Annotated in this window: 25 protein-coding genes; 23 read left to right on the top strand and 2 right to left on the bottom strand. The window is 29.3% G+C overall.

Annotated elements, in window-relative coordinates:
• Positions 1-244: 244 nt before the first annotated feature.
• From ispE to spoIIR, 6 genes are all read left to right on the top strand, one after another.
• Positions 245-1,099, top strand: a complete 855-nt coding sequence (gene ispE / locus BM119_RS12370) for a 4-(cytidine 5'-diphospho)-2-C-methyl-D-erythritol kinase (RefSeq protein WP_090041889.1) — start codon at positions 245-247, stop codon at positions 1,097-1,099.
• A 233-nt stretch (positions 1,100-1,332) separates the two neighbouring features.
• Entirely contained in the window at positions 1,333-1,524 is a 192-nt protein-coding gene (locus BM119_RS12365; RefSeq protein ID WP_090041887.1) for a CLC_0170 family protein, read from the top strand.
• Positions 1,525-1,538: 14 nt separating this feature from the next.
• Positions 1,539-2,996, top strand: coding sequence for a spore germination protein (locus BM119_RS12360; RefSeq protein WP_090041885.1), 1,458 nt, complete (start codon positions 1,539-1,541; stop codon positions 2,994-2,996).
• A 26-nt stretch (positions 2,997-3,022) separates the two neighbouring features.
• Positions 3,023-4,126, top strand: a complete 1,104-nt coding sequence (locus BM119_RS12355) for a GerAB/ArcD/ProY family transporter (protein WP_090041884.1) — start codon at positions 3,023-3,025, stop codon at positions 4,124-4,126.
• The gene (locus BM119_RS12350) at positions 4,116-5,303 is read left to right on the top strand and encodes a Ger(x)C family spore germination protein (protein ID WP_090041882.1); all 1,188 of its coding nucleotides are present in this window, start codon (positions 4,116-4,118) and stop codon (positions 5,301-5,303) included. The genes BM119_RS12355 and BM119_RS12350 overlap by 11 nt, the downstream gene beginning before the upstream one ends.
• 96 nt (positions 5,304-5,399) lie before the next feature.
• Positions 5,400-6,038, top strand: coding sequence for a stage II sporulation protein R (gene spoIIR, locus BM119_RS12345; RefSeq protein ID WP_090041881.1), 639 nt, complete (start codon positions 5,400-5,402; stop codon positions 6,036-6,038).
• Positions 6,039-6,051: 13 nt separating this feature from the next.
• Here spoIIR and BM119_RS12340 read toward each other — a convergent pair whose 3' ends face one another.
• Positions 6,052-7,179 (bottom strand): MGDG synthase family glycosyltransferase, encoded by a 1,128-nt coding sequence (locus tag BM119_RS12340; RefSeq protein WP_090041880.1) that lies wholly within the window; start codon positions 7,177-7,179, stop codon positions 6,052-6,054.
• A 226-nt stretch (positions 7,180-7,405) separates the two neighbouring features.
• Here BM119_RS12340 and BM119_RS12335 point away from each other — a divergent pair, with 226 nt between their 5' ends.
• The 5 genes from BM119_RS12335 to rho all read left to right on the top strand — a co-directional run bounded on the left by BM119_RS12335 (position 7,406) and on the right by rho (position 13,083).
• Positions 7,406-8,392: a tRNA 4-thiouridine(8) synthase ThiI gene (locus BM119_RS12335; protein WP_090041879.1), complete on the top strand. Its 987-nt coding sequence runs from the start codon at positions 7,406-7,408 to the stop codon at positions 8,390-8,392.
• Positions 8,393-8,405: 13 nt separating this feature from the next.
• A complete protein-coding gene (locus tag BM119_RS12330) occupies positions 8,406-8,813 on the top strand; it encodes a YwiB family protein (RefSeq protein ID WP_090041878.1) in 408 nt (135 codons plus the stop codon).
• Between the two features lie 260 nt (positions 8,814-9,073).
• A complete protein-coding gene (locus tag BM119_RS12325; RefSeq protein ID WP_090041876.1) occupies positions 9,074-9,361 on the top strand; it encodes a hypothetical protein in 288 nt (95 codons plus the stop codon).
• A 177-nt stretch (positions 9,362-9,538) separates the two neighbouring features.
• Complete coding sequence (locus BM119_RS12320) at positions 9,539-11,143, top strand: CTP synthase (RefSeq protein ID WP_090041875.1); 1,605 nt, start codon at positions 9,539-9,541, stop codon at positions 11,141-11,143.
• Positions 11,144-11,643: 500 nt separating this feature from the next.
• Positions 11,644-13,083 (top strand): transcription termination factor Rho, encoded by a 1,440-nt coding sequence (rho, locus tag BM119_RS12315; RefSeq protein WP_242948426.1) that lies wholly within the window; start codon positions 11,644-11,646, stop codon positions 13,081-13,083.
• A 91-nt stretch (positions 13,084-13,174) separates the two neighbouring features.
• Here the strand turns inward: rho and rpmE are convergent, their stop codons facing one another.
• Complete coding sequence (gene rpmE, locus BM119_RS12310) at positions 13,175-13,384, bottom strand: 50S ribosomal protein L31 (RefSeq protein ID WP_090041873.1); 210 nt, start codon at positions 13,382-13,384, stop codon at positions 13,175-13,177.
• Between the two features lie 186 nt (positions 13,385-13,570).
• Between rpmE and BM119_RS12305 the strand changes: the two genes are divergently transcribed.
• From BM119_RS12305 to wecB, 12 genes are all read left to right on the top strand, one after another.
• Positions 13,571-14,173, top strand: a complete 603-nt coding sequence (locus tag BM119_RS12305) for a thymidine kinase (RefSeq protein WP_090041872.1) — start codon at positions 13,571-13,573, stop codon at positions 14,171-14,173.
• Positions 14,173-15,969, top strand: a complete 1,797-nt coding sequence (gene prmC / locus BM119_RS12300; protein WP_242948425.1) for a peptide chain release factor N(5)-glutamine methyltransferase — start codon at positions 14,173-14,175, stop codon at positions 15,967-15,969. The genes BM119_RS12305 and prmC overlap by 1 nt, the downstream gene beginning before the upstream one ends.
• A 67-nt stretch (positions 15,970-16,036) precedes the next feature.
• Complete coding sequence (gene prfA / locus BM119_RS12295) at positions 16,037-17,119, top strand: peptide chain release factor 1 (RefSeq protein WP_090041870.1); 1,083 nt, start codon at positions 16,037-16,039, stop codon at positions 17,117-17,119.
• A gap of 23 nt (positions 17,120-17,142) precedes the next feature.
• Complete coding sequence (locus tag BM119_RS12290) at positions 17,143-17,733, top strand: hypothetical protein (protein WP_090041869.1); 591 nt, start codon at positions 17,143-17,145, stop codon at positions 17,731-17,733.
• Positions 17,734-17,785: 52 nt separating this feature from the next.
• Complete coding sequence (locus BM119_RS12285; protein ID WP_090041867.1) at positions 17,786-18,496, top strand: ZIP family metal transporter; 711 nt, start codon at positions 17,786-17,788, stop codon at positions 18,494-18,496.
• Between the two features lie 17 nt (positions 18,497-18,513).
• A complete protein-coding gene (locus BM119_RS12280; RefSeq protein ID WP_090041866.1) occupies positions 18,514-19,563 on the top strand; it encodes an L-threonylcarbamoyladenylate synthase in 1,050 nt (349 codons plus the stop codon).
• A 15-nt stretch (positions 19,564-19,578) separates the two neighbouring features.
• Positions 19,579-20,037 carry a low molecular weight protein arginine phosphatase gene (locus tag BM119_RS12275; protein WP_090041864.1) on the top strand — a complete coding sequence of 153 codons (459 nt, stop codon included), beginning with the start codon at positions 19,579-19,581 and terminating at the stop codon, positions 20,035-20,037.
• Between the two features lie 49 nt (positions 20,038-20,086).
• Positions 20,087-20,536 carry a ribose 5-phosphate isomerase B gene (gene rpiB, locus BM119_RS12270; protein ID WP_090041862.1) on the top strand — a complete coding sequence of 150 codons (450 nt, stop codon included), beginning with the start codon at positions 20,087-20,089 and terminating at the stop codon, positions 20,534-20,536.
• A 31-nt stretch (positions 20,537-20,567) separates the two neighbouring features.
• A complete protein-coding gene (gene upp / locus BM119_RS12265; RefSeq protein WP_090041860.1) occupies positions 20,568-21,197 on the top strand; it encodes a uracil phosphoribosyltransferase in 630 nt (209 codons plus the stop codon).
• A 159-nt stretch (positions 21,198-21,356) separates the two neighbouring features.
• Positions 21,357-21,845 carry a deaminase gene (locus BM119_RS12260; protein ID WP_090041858.1) on the top strand — a complete coding sequence of 163 codons (489 nt, stop codon included), beginning with the start codon at positions 21,357-21,359 and terminating at the stop codon, positions 21,843-21,845.
• 30 nt (positions 21,846-21,875) lie between these two features.
• Entirely contained in the window at positions 21,876-22,904 is a 1,029-nt protein-coding gene (locus tag BM119_RS12255) for an MraY family glycosyltransferase (RefSeq protein WP_090041857.1), read from the top strand.
• 17 nt (positions 22,905-22,921) lie between these two features.
• Entirely contained in the window at positions 22,922-24,085 is a 1,164-nt protein-coding gene (wecB, locus tag BM119_RS12250) for a non-hydrolyzing UDP-N-acetylglucosamine 2-epimerase (RefSeq protein WP_090041855.1), read from the top strand.
• Positions 24,086-24,147: the final 62 nt, after the last annotated feature.

The raw sequence follows: 24,147 nt of genomic DNA, 5'->3' as shown, positions 1-24,147 counted from the left end.
TAGGTTAATTGTTTTTAGTTAGGTACATGAAAGAAAATAACAAGTCAAAGATGCTATATATTTTGGGTCAAACAAGGAGGTAATATCGGTTCAAAGCAGGGCTATGGGCTAATATTACTGACGCAGTATGACACGAAATAGACTAGCATACTGACTTATTATTTTCTTTCATGTACCTTAATTGCAATATATATATTTATATAATAAAATTATAACTATAAGAAAATTTAAGGTGGGACAATTAATGAAAATTAAGGCTTATGCAAAAGTTAATATATCATTAGATGTAATTGGAAAAAGGCAAGATGGGTATCATTTGTTAGAAATGATAATGCAAACTATAGATCTATACGATTTTGTAGAAGTTGCTAAAAGTGAAAAAGGAATAGAAATAGTATGTAATAAAAGTTATGTACCTACTGATGAACGAAATTTAGCATATAAAGCAGCTAGATTGTTTTTGGATAACTACAATATAAAATCTGGAGTCAAAATAGATATATTTAAAAATATACCGGTATCAGCAGGAATGGCAGGGGGAAGTACGAATGCTGCAGCTGTATTGAAGTTAATGAATAAGGTCTTTGAGGTAAATGCACCAATTAAAGAATTGATGAGGCTAGGAATTAAGATAGGTGCAGATATACCATATTGTATACTTGGAGGCACAGCTCTCTGTAAAGGAATAGGAGAAAATATAACAGAATTAGAACCATTTAATAATTGCATATTAGTTATTGTAAAACCATCATTTGGTGTTTCAACAAAGGAAGTATATGGTGATTTAAACTTAGAATTAATAAGAAAACATCCTAAAACAGAAGTTATTATTAATGCAATGAAAAGAAATGATTTAAATTCTATATGTAGAAATATGAGAAATGTTTTAGAAAATGTGACAATAAATAAACACAGGGTTATAAAGAGTATAAAAGTAGATATGTTGGAATTAGGCGCAATAGGATCTCTTATGAGTGGAAGTGGACCAACTGTATTTGGTATATTTGGAGACATGCTAACAGCTCAAAGATGTTATGATACTATGAAAGATAAGTATCGAGATGTGTATATAACAAGAACAATATCAAGTGGTTCTTAGATTTAGAGGGAGTGTAGAATCACTTATTCATAGTAGTACCGGCTTCTTACATCTAACTTATAGAATGGTGGAGTGGTAAGTTTGCTAGACATTGGATGAGATACCCATATAAAGTAATTTCACAGAATATTTTTGTGAAATTACTTTATTTTTTTATATATGTTAATAATGTATATAATTTGGGGATATTGAAAAAAATAAGTGGGAAATGATTTCTGCGAGGAGAAGAGCATATGAACTTTTTAGAGGTATTTGATTATTATTTTTTAGTAATGACCTTAGGATATTGTTTTTTTGTATATAATTTTACAAGTAAATCGTATAAAAAAGAAGGTGATTTTAAAGCTTTTAAATTATCTAAAAAAGTATCAGTTATAGTTTCAATATTAAGTTTTATACTTTTTGTTGCAGCAAGATTTTTTTAGGGAGGAGGATAAATTTGCAAGAAGATATAAGAGATGAGATAAATATATCTATAGATAATAATTTAGAATATATAAGAGGTTTATTTGAAAATTCTTCAGACGTTGTATTTAGAGAATTTAAGATGGGTGATAAGAAAATTTCTGTAATATACATAGATGGAATGACTGAGAAGGAATTGATAGATGATTTCGTAATAAAAAACTTAATGTTTGCTGAAAAAAGTTTAGATATAGATGGAATAATTGAAAATGTAATGGCTTTAAGTGATTTAAGGAAAATAAAAAAGCTTAAAGAAGGCGTAGATGGGGTTTTAGCGGGAGAAGCATTAATGTTATTTGATGGTGAGGATACTGCATGTGTGTTAGCACTTAGAGCATGGGCTAACAAAGGAGTTGGAGAACCATCAGGAGAAACAGTCATTAGGGGATCAAGAGAAGGTCTTACAGAAGTTATAAGATTCAACACAGCGTTAATAAGAAGGCGAATAAGAGATACTAGATTTAAAATAGTTGCAAAGACCGTTGGTAGTAGATCTAAAACGGATTGTGCAGTGTTATACATAAAGGATATAGTAAATCAGGATGTGCTACAAAAGGTATATGAAAGGATAGGCGGAATAGATATAGACGCAGTATTAGATAGTGGGTATATAGAACAATTAATAGAAGATGATAAATGGAGCTTGTTTCCACAAATTCAAGCTACAGAAAGACCAGATGTGGTGGCAGCAGCTTTGTATGAAGGAAGAGTAGCTATCTTAGTTGATAATTCACCATTTGCGCTTATTGTACCAACAACATTGCCTATGTTGTTCCAGTCTCCAGATGATTATTATCAAAGATGGATTTATTCAAGTTGTGTAAGAGTTCTACGTTTCTTTTCCATTGTTATTTCACTAACTATGCCAGCTATGTATGTAGCTATAACTTCATTTCATACTTCGATAATACCAACAAAGCTAGCATATTCTATAGCAGCCTCTAGAGAAGGCGTTCCATTTCCTGCATTTATAGAAGCTTTTATAATGGAATTAAGTATGGCATTGCTTATGGAGGCTATAGTCCGGTTTCCTAAAGCTATAGGAGCAACAATAGGTATTGTAGGTGGTTTAATAATTGGGCAGGCGGCAGTAAGTGCCGGGATTGTAAGTCCTATAATGGTTATTATTGTAGCATTAACAACTATCTCTAGTTTTGTTACATCAAATTATGAAGTTACTTTTGCTTTTAGGATAATTAGAGTTATTACATTGATAGCAGCATCAATTGTTGGCTTATATGGAATAACAATAACAATGATAATACTATTAATTTACTTAGTTAAGTTAGAGAGTTTTGGTGTTTCATATTTATCTCCAGTAGCTAATACAAACAAAAGAGATTTTAAAGATTTATTTTTTAAATATCCAATTCAATATTTTAAAGATAGACCTAAATTCATGGATACAGAGGATAAAGTAAGACAAAAATAACTAAGAAAAAGGAAGAGGGATTATTTATGAAGGAAACTATAAGACCATTTGGACTATTTGCTTCCTTAGTTGTAACTGCTATAGGAGTGGGGATTTTCTCTTATCCAAGAGAACTTACTGAAACTGTTGAAACAAATGGATGGATAATAACGTTAATAGCAGGTGCGTTTTTTAGTGTAATTGTATATATTATAAGTAAAATTATAAAATTAAATAATTATAACAGTTTTAATACGATAGTTATTGATTTATTAGGTAAATGGGTAGGACATATAATAATACTTATATTTACTTTCTATTTAATATTAGCAACTTCTATCCAAGTTAGAAGTTTTGTAGATGTTTTAAAAAAGTATTTGCTAGAAAGAACTCCAACTGAATTTTTACTTATAACAATAATACTTTCAGGCGCTTTTGTAACAAGTTATAGCAGGAGTACACTGGCAAGATTTAACGAGATTTTATTTTTTATTATGTTTATACCAACTATATTTATAGGACTTGTTTTATTAAAAGGATGTGACATGACAAATATTTTACCAATAGGTCAAGTTTCTATGGACAATTATTTTAAAAGTTTCTATTCAACAATTGGGGTTTTTGCAGGATTTGAAATCATGTTTCTATTTAGTCCAATATTAAGTGACAGGAAAAAAATATTAAAAAGCTCATTATCAGCAAGTGCTTTTATAAGCGTATTTTATAGTATTGTAGTAATTGCTTGCTTGGCAATATTTTCAAAATATGAACTAAAAAAAATAATGTGGCCAACAATAACTATGGTTACTGCAGTAGATATACCTGGAGCCTTTATTGAAAGATGGGAAGGATTTATAATGGCTCTATGGATAGTTTTTAACTTTAGTACAGTTTGTAATTTAATCTTTTTTTCATCCAATATATTGAAGGAAAGTTTTAATCTGAAAAGGGAGAAGATAGTATCAGTTATTATTGTTCCTATAATATATGCTATTGCATTATATCCTAGCAATACTGAGGCTGTAATTAAGATAGGAAAGAATCTTTTTTTACCTATAATGATTCTAAATATAATAATTATCCCTATAATTTTACTTGTGGCTACTAAGTTTAGGATTTATAGAAAAGGGGGAGTAGAAAATGAGAAATAAAAAATCATTTATTCTTATTATCATCTCTCTTATCAGTAGTTTGTTTTTTACAGGATGTTGGGATAAGGTTGAAATTGACAGAAGGGTATTCGTATCAACTATAGGTGTTGATATTGCGAAAGATATAGACAAGGGAAAAAAGGTTAAAGATAAAAAACCAGAAGAGATTATACCTAATGAAGAGTTGAAAAAGATAAAGGTAGGGTATTCATTTCCAGATTTAAGTGAATTTTCTACGCAAAAAGGGATTATATCAGGTGATCAGTCTTTGGAAGTAAATACATATTCTATGGATGGCGCAATTACACAAGCATCTATGAAAAGTGGCAGATATATATATTTGGATCATACACGATTACTTATTTTAAGTAGAGATCTTTTAGGCTATGAAGAAACAGTTAAAGAAGTAATGGACTATATCCAAAGGCAACCTAAAATTAATAGAAAAATGTATATGATAATGAGTGATGGACCTCCAAATGAATTTGTTAAAGGAAAAATTCCAATAGATAAACACATTCAAGTATATATAAATGGCGTTTTAGATAATGCAGAAAAAAGTGCAGCAGCTATACCAGTGACCTTAAATGAGTTTTTAATTATGGCGTCATCAAGGAATATAGGTATGTTACCTATAATGAGTTTAAATGGTGATACAAATGAAGTTGTTTTATCAGGAACAGCTGTATTAAAAAATAATAAGTTAAAAGGAAGATTAAATGAAGTAGAAACTACAAGTTTAGAACTTTTAAGAGGGCAGGCTAAAGGAATAAAATCAGTTTTATATTACAATGGTCATCCTATAGACTATGAAATAAATGGAATACTTAAAAGAACTAAGGTTAGCTATGATGAAAAACTTCATGTAAACCTTGAATTGGAAATTGAAGGAAAGGCAAACAGTGGTTATTTAGGGGAAGAGAGGACTTTAAGTGGGGATAAAGTTACAGCTATAGAAGAACTGTTTGATAAAAAAATAGGATCAGAATGTGAACAACTTTGTCAATTGATGAGGGGAAATTTAAATGTAGATTTGTTAGAAATAAGTAATCATATAGAAAAATTTAATCCATCTATTTGGAATGAGATAAAAGATAATTGGGATGAAGCTTTTAAGGAAAGTGATATAAAAGTAAGTGTCAAGAGCCATATAAGACAATTAGGAGTAATAAAATAAAAAAAAGATTTAGAATGAAAATTTCTAAATCTTTTTTGTTTTATGTTTAAAAAAACAATAAATGTAAATAATCTTTAATGAGAGGGGCGATATAAAATGAAAAGATTTTTAAGGGGAACCATTATTATAGTAATAATGATATTTGGATGTGAAATTATAGGACAAGTTTTCATAAAAAAAGCAGATACTAAAATGACAGAAGATATAAGTGAAAAAATAATAAGATTTCATGTATTAGCTAATAGTGATACAAAAGATGATCAAGAATTAAAACTTAAGGTGAAAGATGAAATCATAAAGTTTATACAACCAAAATTATCAGAAAGTAAATCTATTGAAGAGTCTAGAGAGATACTTCTAAAAAATGACGAAGAAATAAAAAAAATAGCAGATAAAATTATAAAAGATAATGGATATTCCTATGAAGTTAAGACAGAACTTCAAAAAGAAAATTTCCCGGTTAAGCAATATGGAGATATAGTTCTTCCACAAGGTGAGTACGAAGCTTATAGGGTTCTTATTGGGGATTATAAAGGTCAAAATTGGTGGTGTGTTATGTTTCCACCATTATGTTTTGTTGATGTAACAAAAGGACAAATTGAAAATGAAAAAACAAAAGAGGAACTTGGATCAGTATTAGATAAAAATGAGATGGAAATGGTTTGTGATAATAAGGATAATATAAAAGTTAAGTCTAAGGTATTTGAAGTTATAAAAGAATTAATTGAAAAATAAGAATGAGAATGTTTTATATCTCATTCTTATTTTTATGTAAGGACTCTAACAATGGCAAAATATTTTTGCAGGAATCGGGTTTACTAAGTTTTATAGCATTAAATTTCATTTCATTTAAAACTTTTTTATTATTCAAAAGTCTATATATTTTATCCTTACAATTAAAACCGTCATATAAGTCTATGGCAACATTATGTTTTAAGAGAAACTCTGCATTTTTTTCCTCTTGGCCAGGTATAGGAGAAAAAATTGCCATAGGAAGCCCTGAAACTAATGCTTCGGTAATTGTGAGACCACCTGGTTTAGTTATTAGAAGATCACAGGCTTGCATATATTTATTAACTTCCTTTGTAAAACCTATAATTCTAGTTTCTTTCGAAGAATTACAGGTTAATTCGTTTAGTGATGAAAGTAGCTTATCATTTTTTCCCGCTAATATAATGATTTGAAAATCTATAGGTATTGATATTAACTCATTATATACATCTAATATGTTCCCCATTCCTAAACTACCACCCATAAGCAATAAGGTGTCCTTATCACAGTTTAAGTCTAATGAGGATAGTGTAGTACTCTTATTATGTGGAGTAGTAAAATCAGGAGATACAGGTATTCCATAAGGGAAAATTACATCTTCACATACATTCTTCTCTAACATTTCCTTTATCATAGTATCATTTGATACTATATAAGCATTTACATTAGGGTGAAGCCAAAGATTATGAGAAGAATAATCGGTCATAATTGTTACACAAGGCATATCTATTAAATCTTTCCCTTTTAGGATGGAAAGCATCTCTGTTGAAAATGGATGTGTTGATATTATAATATCAGGATTAAAACTTTCTATTAAGGGGTGTATTTTATAAGAAAGTAGTTCGTTTACTTTATTTGTTATAGTTGATATATTTTGATCGGTCTCAGAATAATTATAAATCATTCCGAATATATTTGGAGATAATTTTAAACTTTTTAGATAACTACCTATTATAAGTTTATCTAAAATTGGATTTATATATTTTATAGTATCTATTATTTCAACTTCAAAATGATTATAATTTTTACATATATATGTTTTTAGAGCTATGGCTGCATTCATATGTCCACCACCAGCTGATACTGACAACATTAAAATTTTCATTTCTATTTTACACCTCTAACATATTTTAAAATAATTATATCTATACATTGCAGTATAAGGATATAATTAATTAAGAATAAATCAATAAAATTTACAGATAGTATATTATAACATAGTAATATTTAGCTTAAATTAAATTTACCTTAAAGTTAAAAAAAACATACTTGATAAATTCAGTTAAAATCAATAAACTAGTTATTATGAATAATATTTAGGAGTTGAGTATATGACAAGAGTATTAGCCATGGTATCAGGTGGATTAGACAGCTTATTAGCTGCTAAGCTTATAAAGGAACAAGGAATTGAAGTTATTGGAATATGTTTTAAATCATATTTTTTCTCACCTGAAAATGCTATAAAAATGTGTAAACAAATAGATATGCCATTAGAAATTGTTGATTTTTCAGAAGAACATTTTGAAATGGTTAAAAACCCAAAGCATGGGTATGGTAAAAATATGAATCCGTGTATAGACTGTCATGCTATGATGATGACTTATGCGGGGGAATTATTGGAAAAGTTTAATGCAGATTTTATTATAACAGGAGAGGTGCTGAATCAAAGACCTATGTCACAAAATAAAAGATCTCTTGATTTAGTAAAGAAGGAATCTGGGTTTAGTAACAAAATTTTAAGACCTTTATGTGCAAAGAACATAGAACCAACAGAAATGGAACTAAATGGATTAGTAGATAGAGAAAAATTGTTGGACATAAGCGGGAGAACAAGAACTGCTCAAATTGAATTGGCAGAAAAATGGGGGATTGTAGATTACCCATCACCAGCAGGTGGATGTAAGTTAACTGAACCTAATTATTCTATAAGATTAGAAGATTTGATGGAAAATAGAAAAAATATTGAAGAAAAAGATATAAATTTATTGAAATATGGTAGACATTTCAGGTTATCTCCAAATGCAAAAATAGTGGCAACGAGAACTGAAGAGGAAACAATTAATGCTAAAAAATGTATAACAAAAGAAGATATAGTGTTTTTTCCAGCAAAATTCGCAGGAGCAATGATTGCTATTATTGGAAACCCATCAAAAGAAGAAATTGAGTTTGCTGCTAAGGTTGCAGGTAGATACTCTAAAGGTAAAAATGAGGAAACTCTAGAAGTTAAATATGGTCATTACACTAAACCATTACAAAATATCATAACTGTTAAGCCAGCTACTGAAGAAGAGCTAAAGCAGTACATGATTAATAATTAGAAGGGTGAATAATATGGAAAAGAAGGCTATAATATCTATTAAAAGTTCTCAGGATATAGATCAGGATGGAATTTCCGTCGTAACTCCAGGAGAGTTTTTTATATTAGATAAAGGATTTAAAGCTGTATATAAGGAAACTGAATTATCAGGTATGGAAGGCACTATAACCACTTTAAATATATTTGATAAGTCTGTAGAGCTTATAAGGGAAGGTAGCACTACTGCTTTGATGAATTTTGAAAAGGGAAAAGAAAATGTGTCTCTTTACAATACTCCTTATGGGGTATTAGAACTTAGAACCAAGACATTGCAGCTAGATATATTAGTAGATAATAATGGTGGAAAAATAGTAATAGAGTATGAAATGAGTGTCCAGGGGCAGGTACCTTATAAAACTAACTTAGAAATAGAAATTAAATAGATTAAGATACTTAATCGCATAAAAATACATATACGGATTTTATAATTCAAAGTTATTTTATTAAAGGATGTGATAAAAATTTATCACATCTTTTTGTTTGCAAATTAATATGTAGAAAGAAATATTTAAGTTAATTATAGAGGAGAATATTATAGTAAAAATAGGAATACAAATAAGGTATTTAAAAAGCTTATTTTATATAAATGTATAAATAAAATAGAAAAGTCAATACTTTCCTATAAAGAGAGGTGAAATTTTTTATGAATGAAAGATATTTAACCATAATAAAGTTCTTGTGTGAGAGAAACAATATATCAGAAAGTGAGATTGTAAAGATATTAGAAGATAGAGAATGTAAATATTTACTGTTTTTATTGCTTAAAAAATATGGATGTGATGACAAAAATAAATTAAAAAATTTGCTTCCGGATACAAATAATAGGATGTTGACATATAATTTTAGAAAAGCAGAAGAGAAATTATTAGTAAATTCAAGTTTGAGAGAGAAATATTTTGAATTAGAGAGTAGATTGAAAGAAATGATGTAATATGACAAAAAATAAAGAAATATAAGAATAGCCTATAAAAAAATACTATGATATTATAATATCTATGTTTAGAAAATAGATGTGCCATTTTAATGGGGTAATTAATATTCTAATATAAAATAATTATATTGTCAACAAAAAAATAAAAAATTATAGGTGGATTTTAGGAGGATGCAAATGAGTACTAAATATGTTTTTGTAACAGGTGGAGTAGTTTCTTCATTAGGAAAAGGTATAACAGCAGCTTCGTTAGGAAGATTGTTAAAAAATAGAGGTTTAAAAGTTTCAATTCAAAAGTTTGATCCATATTTAAATGTAGATCCAGGAACAATGAGTCCATATCAACATGGAGAAGTTTTTGTTACAGATGACGGTGCAGAAACAGATTTAGACTTAGGGCATTATGAAAGATTTATAGATGAAAATTTAGGAAAAAGCAGTAATGTAACTACTGGTAAAGTATATTGGAATGTAATATCTAAGGAAAGAAAAGGTGAGTATTTAGGTGGAACTGTTCAAGTTATTCCACATATAACAAATGAAATAAAAAGTAGAGTATATAGGGTGGCGAAAGAAAAAGACATAGATGTTGTTATAACTGAAATTGGTGGAACAGTAGGAGATATAGAATCTTTACCTTTTTTAGAAGCTATAAGACAAGTACAATATGAAGTAGGTAAAGACAATGTGTGTTTTATTCATGTAACATTAGTTCCATTTTTAGGGAAGGCAGGAGAACTTAAGACTAAACCAACTCAACATTCCGTTAAGGAATTAAGAAGTATAGGAATTCAGCCAGATGTTATAGTTTGTAGGTCAGAACAGTCTTTATCTGAAGACTTAAAAGATAAAATAGGACTGTTTTGCAATATAGATGGAAACCATGTAATACAAAATTTAGATGCAGAAAATTTATATGAAGTTCCATTAATGTTACATAGAGAAGGGTTGGATAACCTTGTATGCGAAAAATTTCATTTAGGATGTAGGGATATAAATAACACAGAATGGGAACATATGGTTGATAATATAAAATCCTTGAATAACACAGTTAAAATAGGATTAGTTGGTAAATATGTAGAACTACATGATGCTTATATATCGGTGGTTGAAGCGTTAAATCATGGAGGATATGCTAATAACACTAAGGTTAATATAAAATGGATAAATTCAGAAGAAGTAAACTCTGGGAATGTATGTGAAACACTAAAGGATTGTGATGGTATTTTAATACCAGGTGGGTTTGGAGATAGAGGAATCCAGGGTAAAATAGAAGCTATAAAATATGGTAGAGAAAATAAAAAACCATTATTAGGAATATGTTTAGGCATGCAATGTGCAGTAATTGAATATGCTAGGACAATTTTAGGATATGATGGAGCTCATAGTTCAGAAATATCACCAGAAACGAAATATCCGGTTATTGATTTAATGCCAGATCAGAAAGATGTAGAAAATATGGGAGGAACTATGAGACTAGGTTTGTATCCATGTAAGTTGATTGAAAATACTAAGGCTTTTGAAATATATGGAGAAGAAATCATATATGAAAGACATAGACATAGATATGAGTTTAATAATGAATACAGGAAAGTTTTAAGTGAAGCGGGACTTACTATAAGTGGAACATCTCCTGATGGAAGACTTGTTGAAATTGTTGAAATAGAAGAACATCCATGGTTTGTTGCAGCTCAATTCCATCCAGAATTAAAATCAAGACCTAATAGACCACATCCATTATTTAAAGGTCTAATTAAGGCAGCCTTAGAAAATAATAAATAATAACTAAAATAAAGTATAATACATAGAATTCACAAATTATTCTAGTGTATTATACTTTTATTTATAGAATAAAGCACATATTGATTTTTGAAAAAATTTAAAATTAAACCTTAATGAAAACCTATTATGTTATTATTGTCAATATGTAAATTATAGTTAATAATTTTCAATATATAAATAGATTTTTAGGTGAAAAATATAAAAAATTAATATTAGAGACATACATTAAAAGGGAAAAAATAGAAAAATATAGAGAAATAGTGGATATAATCTATATTTTTTTCTTGACCATTTAATGTATAGGTATATAATTAATATGTAATTAAGAATTTATTTAAATTGCAGTGAATAAATGCAATGATAGGTGATAATAATTAATTAATGAAAACACAATGTTTCTTAAAGAAAGCAATCGCATTGAAAGTGATTTCTATATAATCTCAATGACAATCTCTTCTTTTAATAATTCCCACACTGATAGCGTATATGGAGGTGCTATTTTGGATACTAACAATTATGAAAGTATGACATTAATTGAATTAAAGCAAATAGCGAAAGATTTAAATATTAAGAATATATCAAAATATAAGAAAATTGAATTGATACAAGAAATACAAAAAATATCTAAGCCGGGTTTAGAGCCTATATCCATAGAAAAAAGTGGAGTGGTTTTGAGAGAGAAAATAGCTCCAAAAGCAGAAGAAACAAATAGGCCTAGTTATATTCAACCAATTAGACAAGAAAATGGCTTAGAGATAAGTGAAGAAGAGAAGAGAGAAAGACTTAAGAATGTAATAAATAGTTCGGAAAGAGTAACTGGAATATTAGATATTGTAAATGATACACCAGGAAGCAATTTTGGATTTTTAAGATGTAGAAATTATGTGAGTGGAAGTGAGGATGTGTATGTGTCTCCTTCACAAATTAAAAGATTTAATTTAAAAACGGGAGATATGATAACGGGAAAAGCTAGAGCGCCAAAAGAAGGTGGAGAAAAATATAGAGCATTGGTATTTGTTGAGGCTATAAATGATTATCCAGTAGATAGAATACCGAGAAGAAGTAATTTTGAAAAGATGACTCCAATATATCCAAATGAAAGATTAAGACTGGAAACAGGTGATGAAAGAGATTTATCATCTAGGCTTATGGATATAATTTCACCAATCGGTAAGGGACAAAGAGGTATAATTGTTGCACCGCCTAAAGCAGGTAAAACAACATTACTAAAAAAAGTAGCTCAAAATATTTCAGTAAATCATCCTAACGTAAAGTTAATGGTATTACTTATAGATGAAAGACCTGAAGAAGTTACAGATATGCAACGTTCAATAAATGGAGAAGTTATATACTCAACTTTTGATGAAGAACCTCAAAATCATACTAAAATAGCTCAACTAGTGTTAGAAAGAGCAAAAAGATTTGTAGAATATGGTAATGATGTAGTCATATTATTGGATAGTTTAACTAGGCTTACGAGAGCGTGGAACTTAACTATAACACCAACAGGAAGAACTTTATCTGGGGGATTAGATCCAGGTGCATTAGTTATGCCTAAAAAGTTTTTTGGTGCAGCAAGAAATCTTGAAGAGGGCGGAAGTTTGACAATACTTGCTACAGCATTAGTTGAAACAGGTAGTAGAATGGATGATATGATATTTGAAGAGTTTAAAGGTACGGGTAATATGGAAGTCCATTTAGATAGAAAACTTCAAGAGAGAAGGATATTCCCAGCAATAGATATATATAAATCTGGAACAAGAAAAGAAGATTTAATTTTAACAGATGAAGAAAAAGAAGTGTCATATGCATTGAGAAAGAATATGTATAGAGACGGAAATGTAGAAAAGATAACTGAAAACTTAATTAACATGTTATCAAAGACTAAGGACAATAATGAGTTTATACAATTTATAAAGAAAAGTGATTTCTTAAAATAAAATAAAAATCATTGGATTTTAATCCAATGATTTTTATTTTTTTACAAAAAAAGAAAATAGGGAAAGATAAATCTTTCCCTTACATTTTCAATTACTCAGATTTTAAGTTAAACTTCTTATTGAATCTATCAACTCTTCCGCCAATATCAACAATCTTTTGCTTTCCAGTGAAGAATGGGTGGCATTTAGAGCATATTTCTACTTTAAGTTCTGATCTAACAGAACCAGTTGTAAAAGTATTTCCACATGCACACTTAACCACTGCATCTGTGTGGTATTCTGGATGTATGCCTTCTCTCATTTATTTCACCTCTTTCGAATTCTTATTCCGTTATCAACCATTAGATTATAGCATAGTGAATTTATATAAGTCAATAGAATCAAATGTAAATAAAGAATAAAAATCACCAAAAGTATTCTATTTTTTATAATAAGTATATATGATATAATCGAAGATATGTAAGCAATGGAAAAAGGAGACGATATAATGGCTAAACTTTATTTTAGGTATGGAGCTATGAATTGTGGTAAATCAACTCATTTAATGCAGGTGGCCCATAATTATCATGAAAGAGGAATGAAGGTTATAATAGTAAAACCTAAAACCGATAAAAAAGGTGGAAACAAAGTTGTATCAAGATTAGGTGTATCACAAGAGGTTGACCTTTTAATAGATGATAAAGATAATATATTTAATATGGTAGAAGAATATATTTTTAATAATGGTAATATAGACTGTATTTTGGCAGATGAGGCGCAATTTTTAAAGGCTAAACATATTGATGAATTGTTAGAGGTAGCTGTTATTAAGGATATACCAGTAATAGGCTATGGATTAAGAACAGATTTTCAGATGAATGGTTTTGAGGGGAGTACTAGATTGTTATTATTAGCTCATAGTATAGAAGAAATGAAAACAATATGTACTTGTGGCAAAAAAGCTGTTTTAAATGGTAGAAAAATTAATGGGAAGTATGTTTTTGAAGGAGAACAAGTTGCAATAGACAATGTAGATAATGTGGAATATCAATCATTATGTCCAAAGTGTTATTATCAATATAAAAATGAGTATTTAAGAGATAAGAAATAATGGCGGAGAGAAGGTGTAATAAACCTATGAATAAAAAATGTAATGTTGGAGGGCAGGCTGTAATAGAAGGAGTTATGATGAGAGGCGAAAAAGGTATAGCAACTGCTGTAAGGACTTCCAATGGAAACATTGAAGTTTCAATTGATAATAATACACCTTTAAACAAGAAAAACAAACTATTTTCATTGCCAATAATAAGAGGTTTTATTTCTCTTTTAGATTCGTTAATAGTGGGAATAAAAAACTTGAATTATTCAGCATCGTTTTTTGAAGATGGGAATGAAGAACCAGATGCTGTAGATAAGTTTTTAAATAAAATTTTCAAAGATAAAACGGACGATGTATTAATAGGTTTTACATTGTTTATATCATTATGCTTTTCTATCCTTTTATTTTTTATAGCTCCAACATTCATAGCTCAGGGATTTAAGAGAATAGGGGCAAACAATATTACTTTGAATATAGTAGAAGGATTATTAAGGGTTGGAATTTTCCTTGCATATATTTTATTTATTTCAAAGATGAATGAAATAAATAGACTATTTCAATATCATGGTGCAGAGCACAAAACTATCTTTTGTTATGAAAATGGTGAGGAACTTAATGTGGAAAATGTTAAAAAATACAGTAGATTACATCCTAGGTGTGGAACAAATTTTATTTTTCTTGTAATGGTAATAAGTATATTATTTTTTTCTTTTATAAGCTGGAATAGTTTTTTGTATAGAATTTGTTTTAGAATAATACTATTGCCTCTAGTTGCAGGTATAACTTATGAAATTATAAGATGGTTAGGAAAAAATGATAATAAATTAACTGAAATAATAGCCTATCCAGGGTTGAAATTACAAGAGTTAACTACTAAAGAACCAGAAGATGACCAAATAGAAGTAGCTATAACTGCATTAAAAAATGCAGAAGGAATAAAACCTAAGAAAAAAACTATAGGAGAACTACTTAGTTTTTCTAATAAAATTCTTAAAGAAAACAATATAGAAAGTTATGTTTTAGATTCGCAGTTATTATTAGGAAAAATATTAGAAAGAGATAGACTTTATCTAATAACTAATAGAGAGGAATATGTGGATTTATATAAAGAAGAACAATTTAAAAAATTGGTAGAGAAAAGAAAAAATAAAATGCCAACAAAATATATCTTAGGTGAAAGTGAATTTATGGGAATAAACTTTTTTGTTAAAGAGGGTGTTCTTATCCCAAGACCTGATACAGAGATTTTAGTGGAGAAGGTTTTAGAGATAACTGATAAAGAAAAACTGAAAAATATATGTGATCTTTGTTGCGGAAGTGGAGCTATTGGATTATCATTAGCTTATCTAAGAGAGTATTTGGTAGTTACTTGTGTAGATATAGAAGATATACCAGAAGAAGTTACTAAAGAAAATATAAAGAGATTAAACTTGGACAGTAGAGCTAAGTTTATTCATAGTAATTTGTTTGATAATATAATCAAAGAAAATTTAAAATATGAAATTATAGTATCTAATCCACCATATATAAGAAGCGATGTAATACCAACGCTTATGGATGATGTTAAAAATTATGAGCCTAATATTGCATTAGATGGTGGGGAAGATGGACTATATTTTTATAAACAAATAATTAATGAGAGTAAAAAGGTATTATTAAAACAAGGATATTTACTTTTCGAAATAGGTTATGATCAGGGTAATGAGGTCCAAGATTTAATGATAAGTGCAGGATATTCAGAGGTTAGAGTATTAAAAGATTTAGCTGGACTTGACAGAATTGTTATTGGAAAAAATATGGCAATTTAGTTGAAGAATGCAAGTATAATATGATATAATTAAAAACTATCAAAATATGATACGGAGTGATTAGAGTATGTTACAGAAGCTTAATTTTATAGAAGCAAAATATGACGAATTATCTATGAAGATAAGTGATCCGTCAATAATGGCAAATCAAAAAGAATGGCAAAAACTATGTAAAGAACATGCGGATTTAGAAGTAGTCGTTACAAAATATAGAGTGTTCAAGAAGTTAGAAGAAGACATAACGTTTAATAAGGAAATTATATCAGAAGAGTCAGACAAAGAATTAAGAGAGATGGCTCAAGAAGAATTAAAAGAATTAAATGAAAGTATGGAGCAAATAAAAGAAGATCTTAAAGTTTTAATGCTCCCAACAGATCCTAATGATGATAAAAATGTATTTGTTGAAATAAGAGGAGGAGCAGGTGGAGACGAGGCTGCTTTATTTGCTGCTAATTTATTTAGAATGTATACAAGATATGCGGAAATAAATAGATGGAAAGTTGATATGATGTCATCTAATGAAACGGATATAGGTGGATTTAAAGAAGTTGTATTTATGATAAAGGGACATGGTGCGTATTCAAAATTAAAATATGAAAGTGGAGCTCATAGAGTACAAAGGGTACCAGATACAGAATCAAGTGGTAGAATACATACTTCTACAGCAACAGTTGCAGTACTTCCAGAAGTTGATGATGTTGAAATTGATATAAGTCCAAATGATATAAGAGTAGATGTATTTAGAGCATCTGGTAATGGTGGTCAGTGTGTAAATACTACTGATTCTGCGGTAAGAATGACACATTTACCAACAGGAATAGTTGTATCCTGTCAAGATGAAAAATCTCAGTTAAAGAATAAAGAAAAGGCAATGAAAGTATTAAAAGCTAGATTGTTTGAAAAGGCTGAAGCAGAAAGAAACTCAGCTATAGCTGAGGATAGAAAGAGCCAAGTTGGTACAGGGGATAGAAGTGAAAGAATAAGAACATATAACTATCCACAAGGAAGAGTAACAGATCATAGAATAGGATTAACATTATATAAATTAGAATCATTCCTAAATGGTGATATAAATGAGGTTATTGATGCGCTTATAACAGCAGATCAAGCTGAAAAAATGAAAGCCATGGGAAACACTGAAGAACTATAATTTTTAGACTTTAGAGGTGTTAAATGTATATTGATAAAGCCATAAAAAAGCAAAAAAAACAATATAAAAACTTTATGCTAGTTATGTGCTTTATTTTTTTAATGCTACCCATTATATTGTTTTTAACAGGATTAAATAAAAATTTATTTTTAGATGCATACTTGATATTGATTGAAATAATAATAATATTTTCAATTTTTGTTAGATTTAATATTGAGAAATTAGAGTTTACCTGCATTAATAATAAACTTAAAATAATACAGGGAGTATCAAAAAGAACATATATCTTGTTGTGTGACAAAGTTGATTTGGTACATACCGAAAATTCTAATGAAGATATTAAAATAATTATTGTTATCTCAGGTAGATTTAGAAATAAAAAAATAAGACCAATAGGAATAGAAGTTTTGAAAAGATATCCAGCCTTATCATATGAGTATTTAAAAATAAAAAAACGTAATCCGGAAATTGTATATTACTATATAGTGGTGAAAAAAGGTGCACTAAAAAAATATAGTCTATTGGATACTATTTATAGAAATTGTGTAAAAGCTGTATATACAGAGGATTCTATAGAAAATATAAGAATTGCAAGAAGACAAAAATATATTTAAGTAAGAATAAAATTCTCCCCTCATCAATACAAATAGGTGAGGGGGGAATTTTATGAACTTATTTTGGATTATATTATTAAGTTCGTTAATATCCTTAATAGGAACTATGCTTGGAGCATCCATAGGGACCTTTGTTAAAAATCCATCTAAAAGATTTATATCATCTATAATGGCATTTGCAGGTGGATTAATGTTGTCTGTGGTGGTTTTTGATTTAATACCAGAAGCGGTAGAACATGCAGGCTTTTGTTATTCGTTAATTTTTTATTTAGTGGGAATGGCTATTATTTATTTAATAGAAAAAGCTACTAGTGGTAATGATGCATATTCAAAAATGGCATTTGTTACTGCCTTAGGATTAATGATTCATAACTTTCCAGAGGGTGTTATAATGGGGTGTTCAATTTTAGCTAGTAAAAATTTAGGAATTAAGATGAGTATAATAATAGCATTACATGATGTACCAGAAGGATTAGCTGTTACAGTACCGCTTATAGCTAGTAATAAGAGACTAGGGAAAATTTTTCTGTATGTGTTTATCACAGCCTTACCTACAGCTTTTGGAGCAGCACTTGGAGTGTTAATAGGAAATGTATCTGAATTATTTTTAGGAATATGTTTATCCTTAGCATCAGGAATAATGTTATATGTAGTATTTGGAGAACTTTTACCCAAATCAAATGATTTATACTCAGGGATAGGAAATACAATAAGTGTTTTATTTGGAGTAACTATTGGATTAATTTTAGTAAATTTAATGTAGAGAAAGGAAGCTATAAGATGAAAACTAAGGTTTTTATTATGGAAGAAGATAAAATAGATTTAGAAGGTGTTGCATATGCTGCAAACATAATAAAACAGGGTGGGGTAGTAGCTTTTCCAACGGAAACAGTATATGGATTAGGAGCTAATGCACTGGATCCATTAGCTGTAAAGAAGATATTTGAGGCAAAAGGAAGGCCACAAGATAATCCTCTTATAGTTCACGTTAGTGACAAAAACATAAATAATTTAGTGGATAATATATCTTCTATAGCCAATGATCTTATGGAAAAATTTTTTCCGGGTCCTTTGACTATAATATTAAATAAAAAAGACATAATACCGGATGAAACTAGTGCAGGTCTTAAAACAATAGGTATAAGGATGCCTAGCAATGAAATTGCAAGAAAGTTAATAGAATTTTCGGGTGTTCCAATAGCTGCGCCGTCAGCTAATATATCAGGAAGACCAAGTCCAACAGATGTTAATAGATGTCTAGAGGATTTAAATGATAGAGTAGAGTGTATAATAGGTGGAAACAATAGCAATGTAGGAGTAGAATCAACTATTGTAGATTGTACAGTGGAACCACCATGTGTATTAAGACCAGGTGGGATAACTTTAGAGCAATTAAAACAAGTTTATAATGATATATATATTGATCCATCAATAATGGCTAAACCTAGTGACGACTTGAAGCCTAAGGCGCCTGGAATGAAGTATAGACATTATGCACCAAAAGCTCCTGTGAAAATAATTAAGGGCGATTTAAAAAAAACTATTGAAAAAATAAACGAAATAGTGCAAAATTATATAGACAATAATAAGACAGTAGGGATAATCGCAACAGAAGAAACAAGACAGTTTTATAAAAATGGATATGTAGTGTCATTAGGAAGTAGAAACGATATGAATAAAATAGCCCATAACCTATTTGAAACATTAAGAAGTTTTGATGACAAAAATGTAGATGTTATATTAAGTGAAGCATTCGATGAGAATGGAATAGGTTTAGCTATAATGAATAGATTAAATAAATCGGCAGGTTTTCATATAATAAATGTTTAAAAGGAGGGAAGATGAATGAAAATATTATTTATTTGCACAGGTAATACATGTAGAAGTCCTATAGCTGAAGCAATTTTTAATTCAAGATGTAATTTGAAAAATGTAAAAGCTGAGTCAGCAGGAGTATCAATAGTTAAAAATACTTCTATATCTAACTATTCATCTTCTTTAATTTTAAATAATCTTAATTGTGACTATTCATCTAGAGTTGCTATTCAATTGACAACAGAAATGATGGAAAGAGCTGATTTAGTCCTTACAATGACAAAATATATTAAAGATTTATTAATATTAACATTTAATAATATGGAAGATAAGATATTTTCTTTAAATGAATATGTCGGCGTTGAGGGTGATATAATTGATCCTTACGGTGGCAATGAAGTTATTTATAAAAATGCTTTTGACTTATTAGATAATTCAATACAATTATTGATTAATAAAATAGAAGAAGATAAGGATATTAGGGAATAATATCTTTATCTTCTTTTTTATAATATTCAGAAAATAGGAGGGGAATCTTATGAAGATAGCTATAGGTTGTGATCATGGTGGATTTCAATTAAAGCAGGAAATAATTAAACATTTAGAAAATAAGAATTTAGAGGTTAAGGATTTTGGAACATATTCTGAAGAATCTTGTGATTATCCAGATATAGCATTAGCTGTTGGAGAAAATGTTGTAAATAAAGAATGTGATTTAGGAATACTTATATGTGGAACTGGTATAGGAATAAGCATAGCAGCAAATAAAGTTCCAGGCGTAAGAGCAGCTTTATGTAGTGATACTTTTAGTGCACATGCAACAAGACAACATAACAATGCCAATATATTAGCGTTAGGACAAAGAGTTGTTGGTCCAGGACTTGCATTAGATATAGTTGATACCTTTTTAGATGCCCACTTTGAAGGAGATAGACATTTAAAAAGAATAAATAAAATATCAGAAATAGAAAACAAATATAATAAATAAAAAACTTTATGTTCTGTAGGAGGAATTTTTTATGAGTAAAGTAACACAAATAGCACATCCATTAATATTACACAAATTAGCATTTATAAGAGATAAAAATACAGGGTCTAAAGATTTTAGAGAGCTTGTTGAAGAAGTAGCAATGCTTATGGCATATGAAGTAACAAGAGATGTGCAAATGGCGGAAGTAGAAATAGAGACACCTATATGTAAGACTAAATGTAAAATGTTGGCTGGAAAAAAGCTAGCTATAGTTCCTATATTAAGAGCAGGATTAGGAATGGTAGATGGTATGTTAAAACTAATACCAGCAGCTAAGGTTGGACATATTGGATTATATAGAGATGAAGAAACTCTTCAACCAGTTGAATATTTCTGTAAATTACCACAAGATATAGACGAAAGAGATATAATAGTAGTAGATCCGATGCTTGCAACAGGTGGATCAGCAGCAGATGCTATAACTCTATTAAAGAAGAAAGGTGCTAAAAATATAAAATTAATGATTCTTTTAGCAGCACCAGAAGGAATAAAATATGTTATGGATATACATCCAGATGTTGATATATATACAGGAGCTATAGATGAGGAACTAAATGAAAATGGATATATAGTACCAGGATTAGGTGATGCAGGTGATAGATTATTTGGAACAAAATAAGTAAAGTTTTATATACCATACACTATATATTAGTGTATGGTATTATTTTTTCTGTAAATTGTTATTAGTTTACTTTAATATCCTTTTAGGTTATAATTTAAATGTTTAAATATAAAATTAGACATAAAGATAAAATAAGAATTAAGGGAATGTTGATATATGAACAGAAGAGATAAACATAATTACTATTTAGATATAGCAGAAACTGTTTTGGAAAGAGGAACTTGCCTTAGAAGAAATTATGGATCTATAATAGTTAAACATGATGAAATAATATCTACAGGATATACAGGAGCACCAAGAGGTAGAAAAAACTGTATAGATATTAATGAATGTATAAGGGATAAGATGAAGGTGCCTAGAGGAACACATTATGAACTATGTAGAAGTGTACATAGTGAAGCTAACGCTATAATTAGTGCTTCAAGAAAAGACATGATTGGAGCAACTTTATATTTAGTAGGAAGAGATGCTAAGACTAAAGCATTGGTTGAAGATGCGAATTCCTGTGCAATGTGTAAGAGACTTATAATAAATTCAGGAATTGAAGAAGTCGTTATTAGAGTGTCTAAAGATGATTTTAAAGTTATAAAAGTTTCAAATTGGATAGAAAATGATGATTCCCTAGGAAATACTATAGGATATTAAAAGAATAAAATAGATTAGGAAGAATAGAGTATGAGAGACTTTACTTTAGCAATACTTGCATGTTTAATAGCTTTTTGTATAACTCCAATTATAAAAAAGTTAGCTTTTAAGATTAAGGCTGTAGACATACCTAAAAATCCAAGAAAAATTCATAAAAAGCCAATACCATTGTTAGGTGGTCTTGCTATTTTTATTGCTTTTGGACTAGTTTTAATATTAAAACCATACTCTTTAAGCATTAATGAAAGAGGGATCCTTATAGGGGCTTTGATAATAGTAATAGGTGGAATTATAGATGATATGAGAGAGTTAAAGCCATGGCAAAAACTTTTATTTCAAGTAATAGCTGCCTTAACTTTAGTTTTTCATGGGGTATATATTTCATATGTAACAAATCCTTTTATGAATTTTGGAGCTGAAATGCTTAATATAGGTTTTATATCTATACCATTTACTGTTATTTGGGTAGTTGGTATAACAAATGCTTTGAACTTAATTGATGGGTTAGATGGATTAGCAGCAGGAATAGGTTTTATATCATCAGTTACTATTTATATAGTAGCAGTAATAGCAGATAGAGGAAGTGCAACCACACTAACAGCTATTTTAGCAGGTTCTATATTAGGCTTTTTGCCATATAATTTTAACCCTGCATCTATATTTATGGGAGATACAGGATCACAGCTGTTAGGATTTTTATTGGCGGCTATTTCTATGGAAGGTGCGGTGAAATCTGCAACAGCATTTGCCATAGCGGTACCCATATTAGCCATAGGACTTCCCATATATGATACCATATTTGCAATGATAAGAAGAAAAGTTAATGGGAAACCAATGATGCAAGCAGATAGAGGCCATTTACATCATAGATTATTAGACTTTGGATTTTCACAAAGACAAAGTGTGATAATAATGTATTTGATAAGTACATGTTTGGGGGCAGTAGCAATTCTTGCTATGCAAATAAGTACTAGAAGGGCATATTTTCTATTGGCTATGGTAATTTTAATAATAGTGATCATAGCATGGAAGTGTGGTTTTTTTAAGAAGAAAGATTAATTTTTAGGAGGCTCATTATGGATAAAATCAAAATAATGACGATATTTGGAACAAGACCAGAGGCTATAAAAATGGCTCCGCTTGTAAAGGAATTAGAGAGTAGAAAAGAGATAGAATCTATAGTGTGCGTAACTGCACAACATAGAGAAATGTTGGATCAGGTTTTAGAGTTATTCGCTATAACTCCAAAATTTGACTTGAATATAATGAAAAACAAGCAGACTTTAACTGGTATTACAAGTAGAGTTTTAGAGGGCTTAGAAGAAATATTTGATAATGAGAAGCCAGATATGATTTTAGTGCATGGTGATACCACAACAACTTTTGGCGGCGCTTTAGCAGCATTTTATAAACAAATAAAGGTGGGGCATGTGGAAGCAGGACTAAGAACTTTTGATAAATATTTTCCTTTTCCAGAAGAAATGAATAGAAAACTTACGGGGTCACTAGCTGATATACATTTTTCACCTACACAGGGATCAAAAAATAATCTTTTAAGAGAAGCGGTGGCTGAAAAAGATATATACATAACAGGAAATACTGTAATTGATGCTATGCATGTTACTGTGGATGAAAAATATATTTTTGAAAATGAAGAATTAAATAAAATAGATTATAAAAACAAGAAGGTTATAATGGTCACAGCCCACAGAAGAGAAAATTGGGGAGAAGGAATAGAAAATATATGTACAGCCCTAAATAAAATAGTTGATGAAAACAAAGATGTAGAACTAGTTTACTTAGTTCATTTAAATCCAGTAGTTAAAGATGTAGTTTATAAACATCTATCAGATAAAGAAAGAGTACATTTATTAACACCACTAGATACAAAAGAAACTCATAATTTGATGAACAAGTGTTTTATGGTTATGACAGATTCAGGTGGATTACAAGAGGAAGCTCCACACTTAGGAAAACCAGTACTAGTTCTTAGAAATGTAACAGAAAGACCAGAAGCAGTTGAGGCTGGTACTGTGAAACTTTGTGGTACAGATGTAGATGTTATAGTTAAAGAGGCAAATGAATTAATAAGGAATGAAGAGGCATATAAAATTATGAGTAAAGCAATAAATCCTTATGGTGATGGATTAGCTTCTAAAAGGATATGTGATGCTATATTGGGATATTTTGGTAGAAATAATGAAGAAATAGAAGAATTTAAGGTGAAATATAGTAAATAATAGTTTGAAAATAGAAAAATTTATGGTAAAATGTTTTTGAAGAGTTAAGTAAGGCTTAGCTC

Source organism: Clostridium frigidicarnis, from assembly GCF_900111985.1.
Classification (GTDB): domain Bacteria; phylum Bacillota; class Clostridia; order Clostridiales; family Clostridiaceae; genus Clostridium_Z; species Clostridium_Z frigidicarnis.
Note: the sequence above shows the minus strand (reverse complement) of the source record. Positions and strands in the feature narration are given on the sequence as shown.

Bases quoted from the DNA above. Each gene is read 5' to 3' on its own strand.
- ispE (WP_090041889.1), top strand. From the start codon at position 245: ATGAAAATTAAGGCTTATGCAAAAGTTAATATATCATTAGATGTAATT.
- BM119_RS12365 (WP_090041887.1), top strand. From the start codon at position 1,333: ATGAACTTTTTAGAGGTATTTGATTATTATTTTTTAGTAATGACCTTA.
- BM119_RS12355 (WP_090041884.1), top strand. From the start codon at position 3,023: ATGAAGGAAACTATAAGACCATTTGGACTATTTGCTTCCTTAGTTGTA.
- BM119_RS12350 (WP_090041882.1), top strand. From the start codon at position 4,116: ATGAGAAATAAAAAATCATTTATTCTTATTATCATCTCTCTTATCAGT.
- spoIIR (WP_090041881.1), top strand. From the start codon at position 5,400: ATGAAAAGATTTTTAAGGGGAACCATTATTATAGTAATAATGATATTT.
- BM119_RS12340 (WP_090041880.1), bottom strand. From the start codon at position 7,179: ATGAAAATTTTAATGTTGTCAGTATCAGCTGGTGGTGGACATATGAAT.
- BM119_RS12335 (WP_090041879.1), top strand. From the start codon at position 7,406: ATGACAAGAGTATTAGCCATGGTATCAGGTGGATTAGACAGCTTATTA.
- BM119_RS12330 (WP_090041878.1), top strand. From the start codon at position 8,406: ATGGAAAAGAAGGCTATAATATCTATTAAAAGTTCTCAGGATATAGAT.
- BM119_RS12325 (WP_090041876.1), top strand. From the start codon at position 9,074: ATGAATGAAAGATATTTAACCATAATAAAGTTCTTGTGTGAGAGAAAC.
- BM119_RS12320 (WP_090041875.1), top strand. From the start codon at position 9,539: ATGAGTACTAAATATGTTTTTGTAACAGGTGGAGTAGTTTCTTCATTA.
- rpmE (WP_090041873.1), bottom strand. From the start codon at position 13,384: ATGAGAGAAGGCATACATCCAGAATACCACACAGATGCAGTGGTTAAG.
- BM119_RS12305 (WP_090041872.1), top strand. From the start codon at position 13,571: ATGGCTAAACTTTATTTTAGGTATGGAGCTATGAATTGTGGTAAATCA.
- prmC (WP_242948425.1), top strand. From the start codon at position 14,173: ATGGCGGAGAGAAGGTGTAATAAACCTATGAATAAAAAATGTAATGTT.
- prfA (WP_090041870.1), top strand. From the start codon at position 16,037: ATGTTACAGAAGCTTAATTTTATAGAAGCAAAATATGACGAATTATCT.
- BM119_RS12290 (WP_090041869.1), top strand. From the start codon at position 17,143: ATGTATATTGATAAAGCCATAAAAAAGCAAAAAAAACAATATAAAAAC.
- BM119_RS12285 (WP_090041867.1), top strand. From the start codon at position 17,786: ATGAACTTATTTTGGATTATATTATTAAGTTCGTTAATATCCTTAATA.
- BM119_RS12280 (WP_090041866.1), top strand. From the start codon at position 18,514: ATGAAAACTAAGGTTTTTATTATGGAAGAAGATAAAATAGATTTAGAA.
- BM119_RS12275 (WP_090041864.1), top strand. From the start codon at position 19,579: ATGAAAATATTATTTATTTGCACAGGTAATACATGTAGAAGTCCTATA.
- rpiB (WP_090041862.1), top strand. From the start codon at position 20,087: ATGAAGATAGCTATAGGTTGTGATCATGGTGGATTTCAATTAAAGCAG.
- upp (WP_090041860.1), top strand. From the start codon at position 20,568: ATGAGTAAAGTAACACAAATAGCACATCCATTAATATTACACAAATTA.
- BM119_RS12260 (WP_090041858.1), top strand. From the start codon at position 21,357: ATGAACAGAAGAGATAAACATAATTACTATTTAGATATAGCAGAAACT.
- BM119_RS12255 (WP_090041857.1), top strand. From the start codon at position 21,876: ATGAGAGACTTTACTTTAGCAATACTTGCATGTTTAATAGCTTTTTGT.
- wecB (WP_090041855.1), top strand. From the start codon at position 22,922: ATGGATAAAATCAAAATAATGACGATATTTGGAACAAGACCAGAGGCT.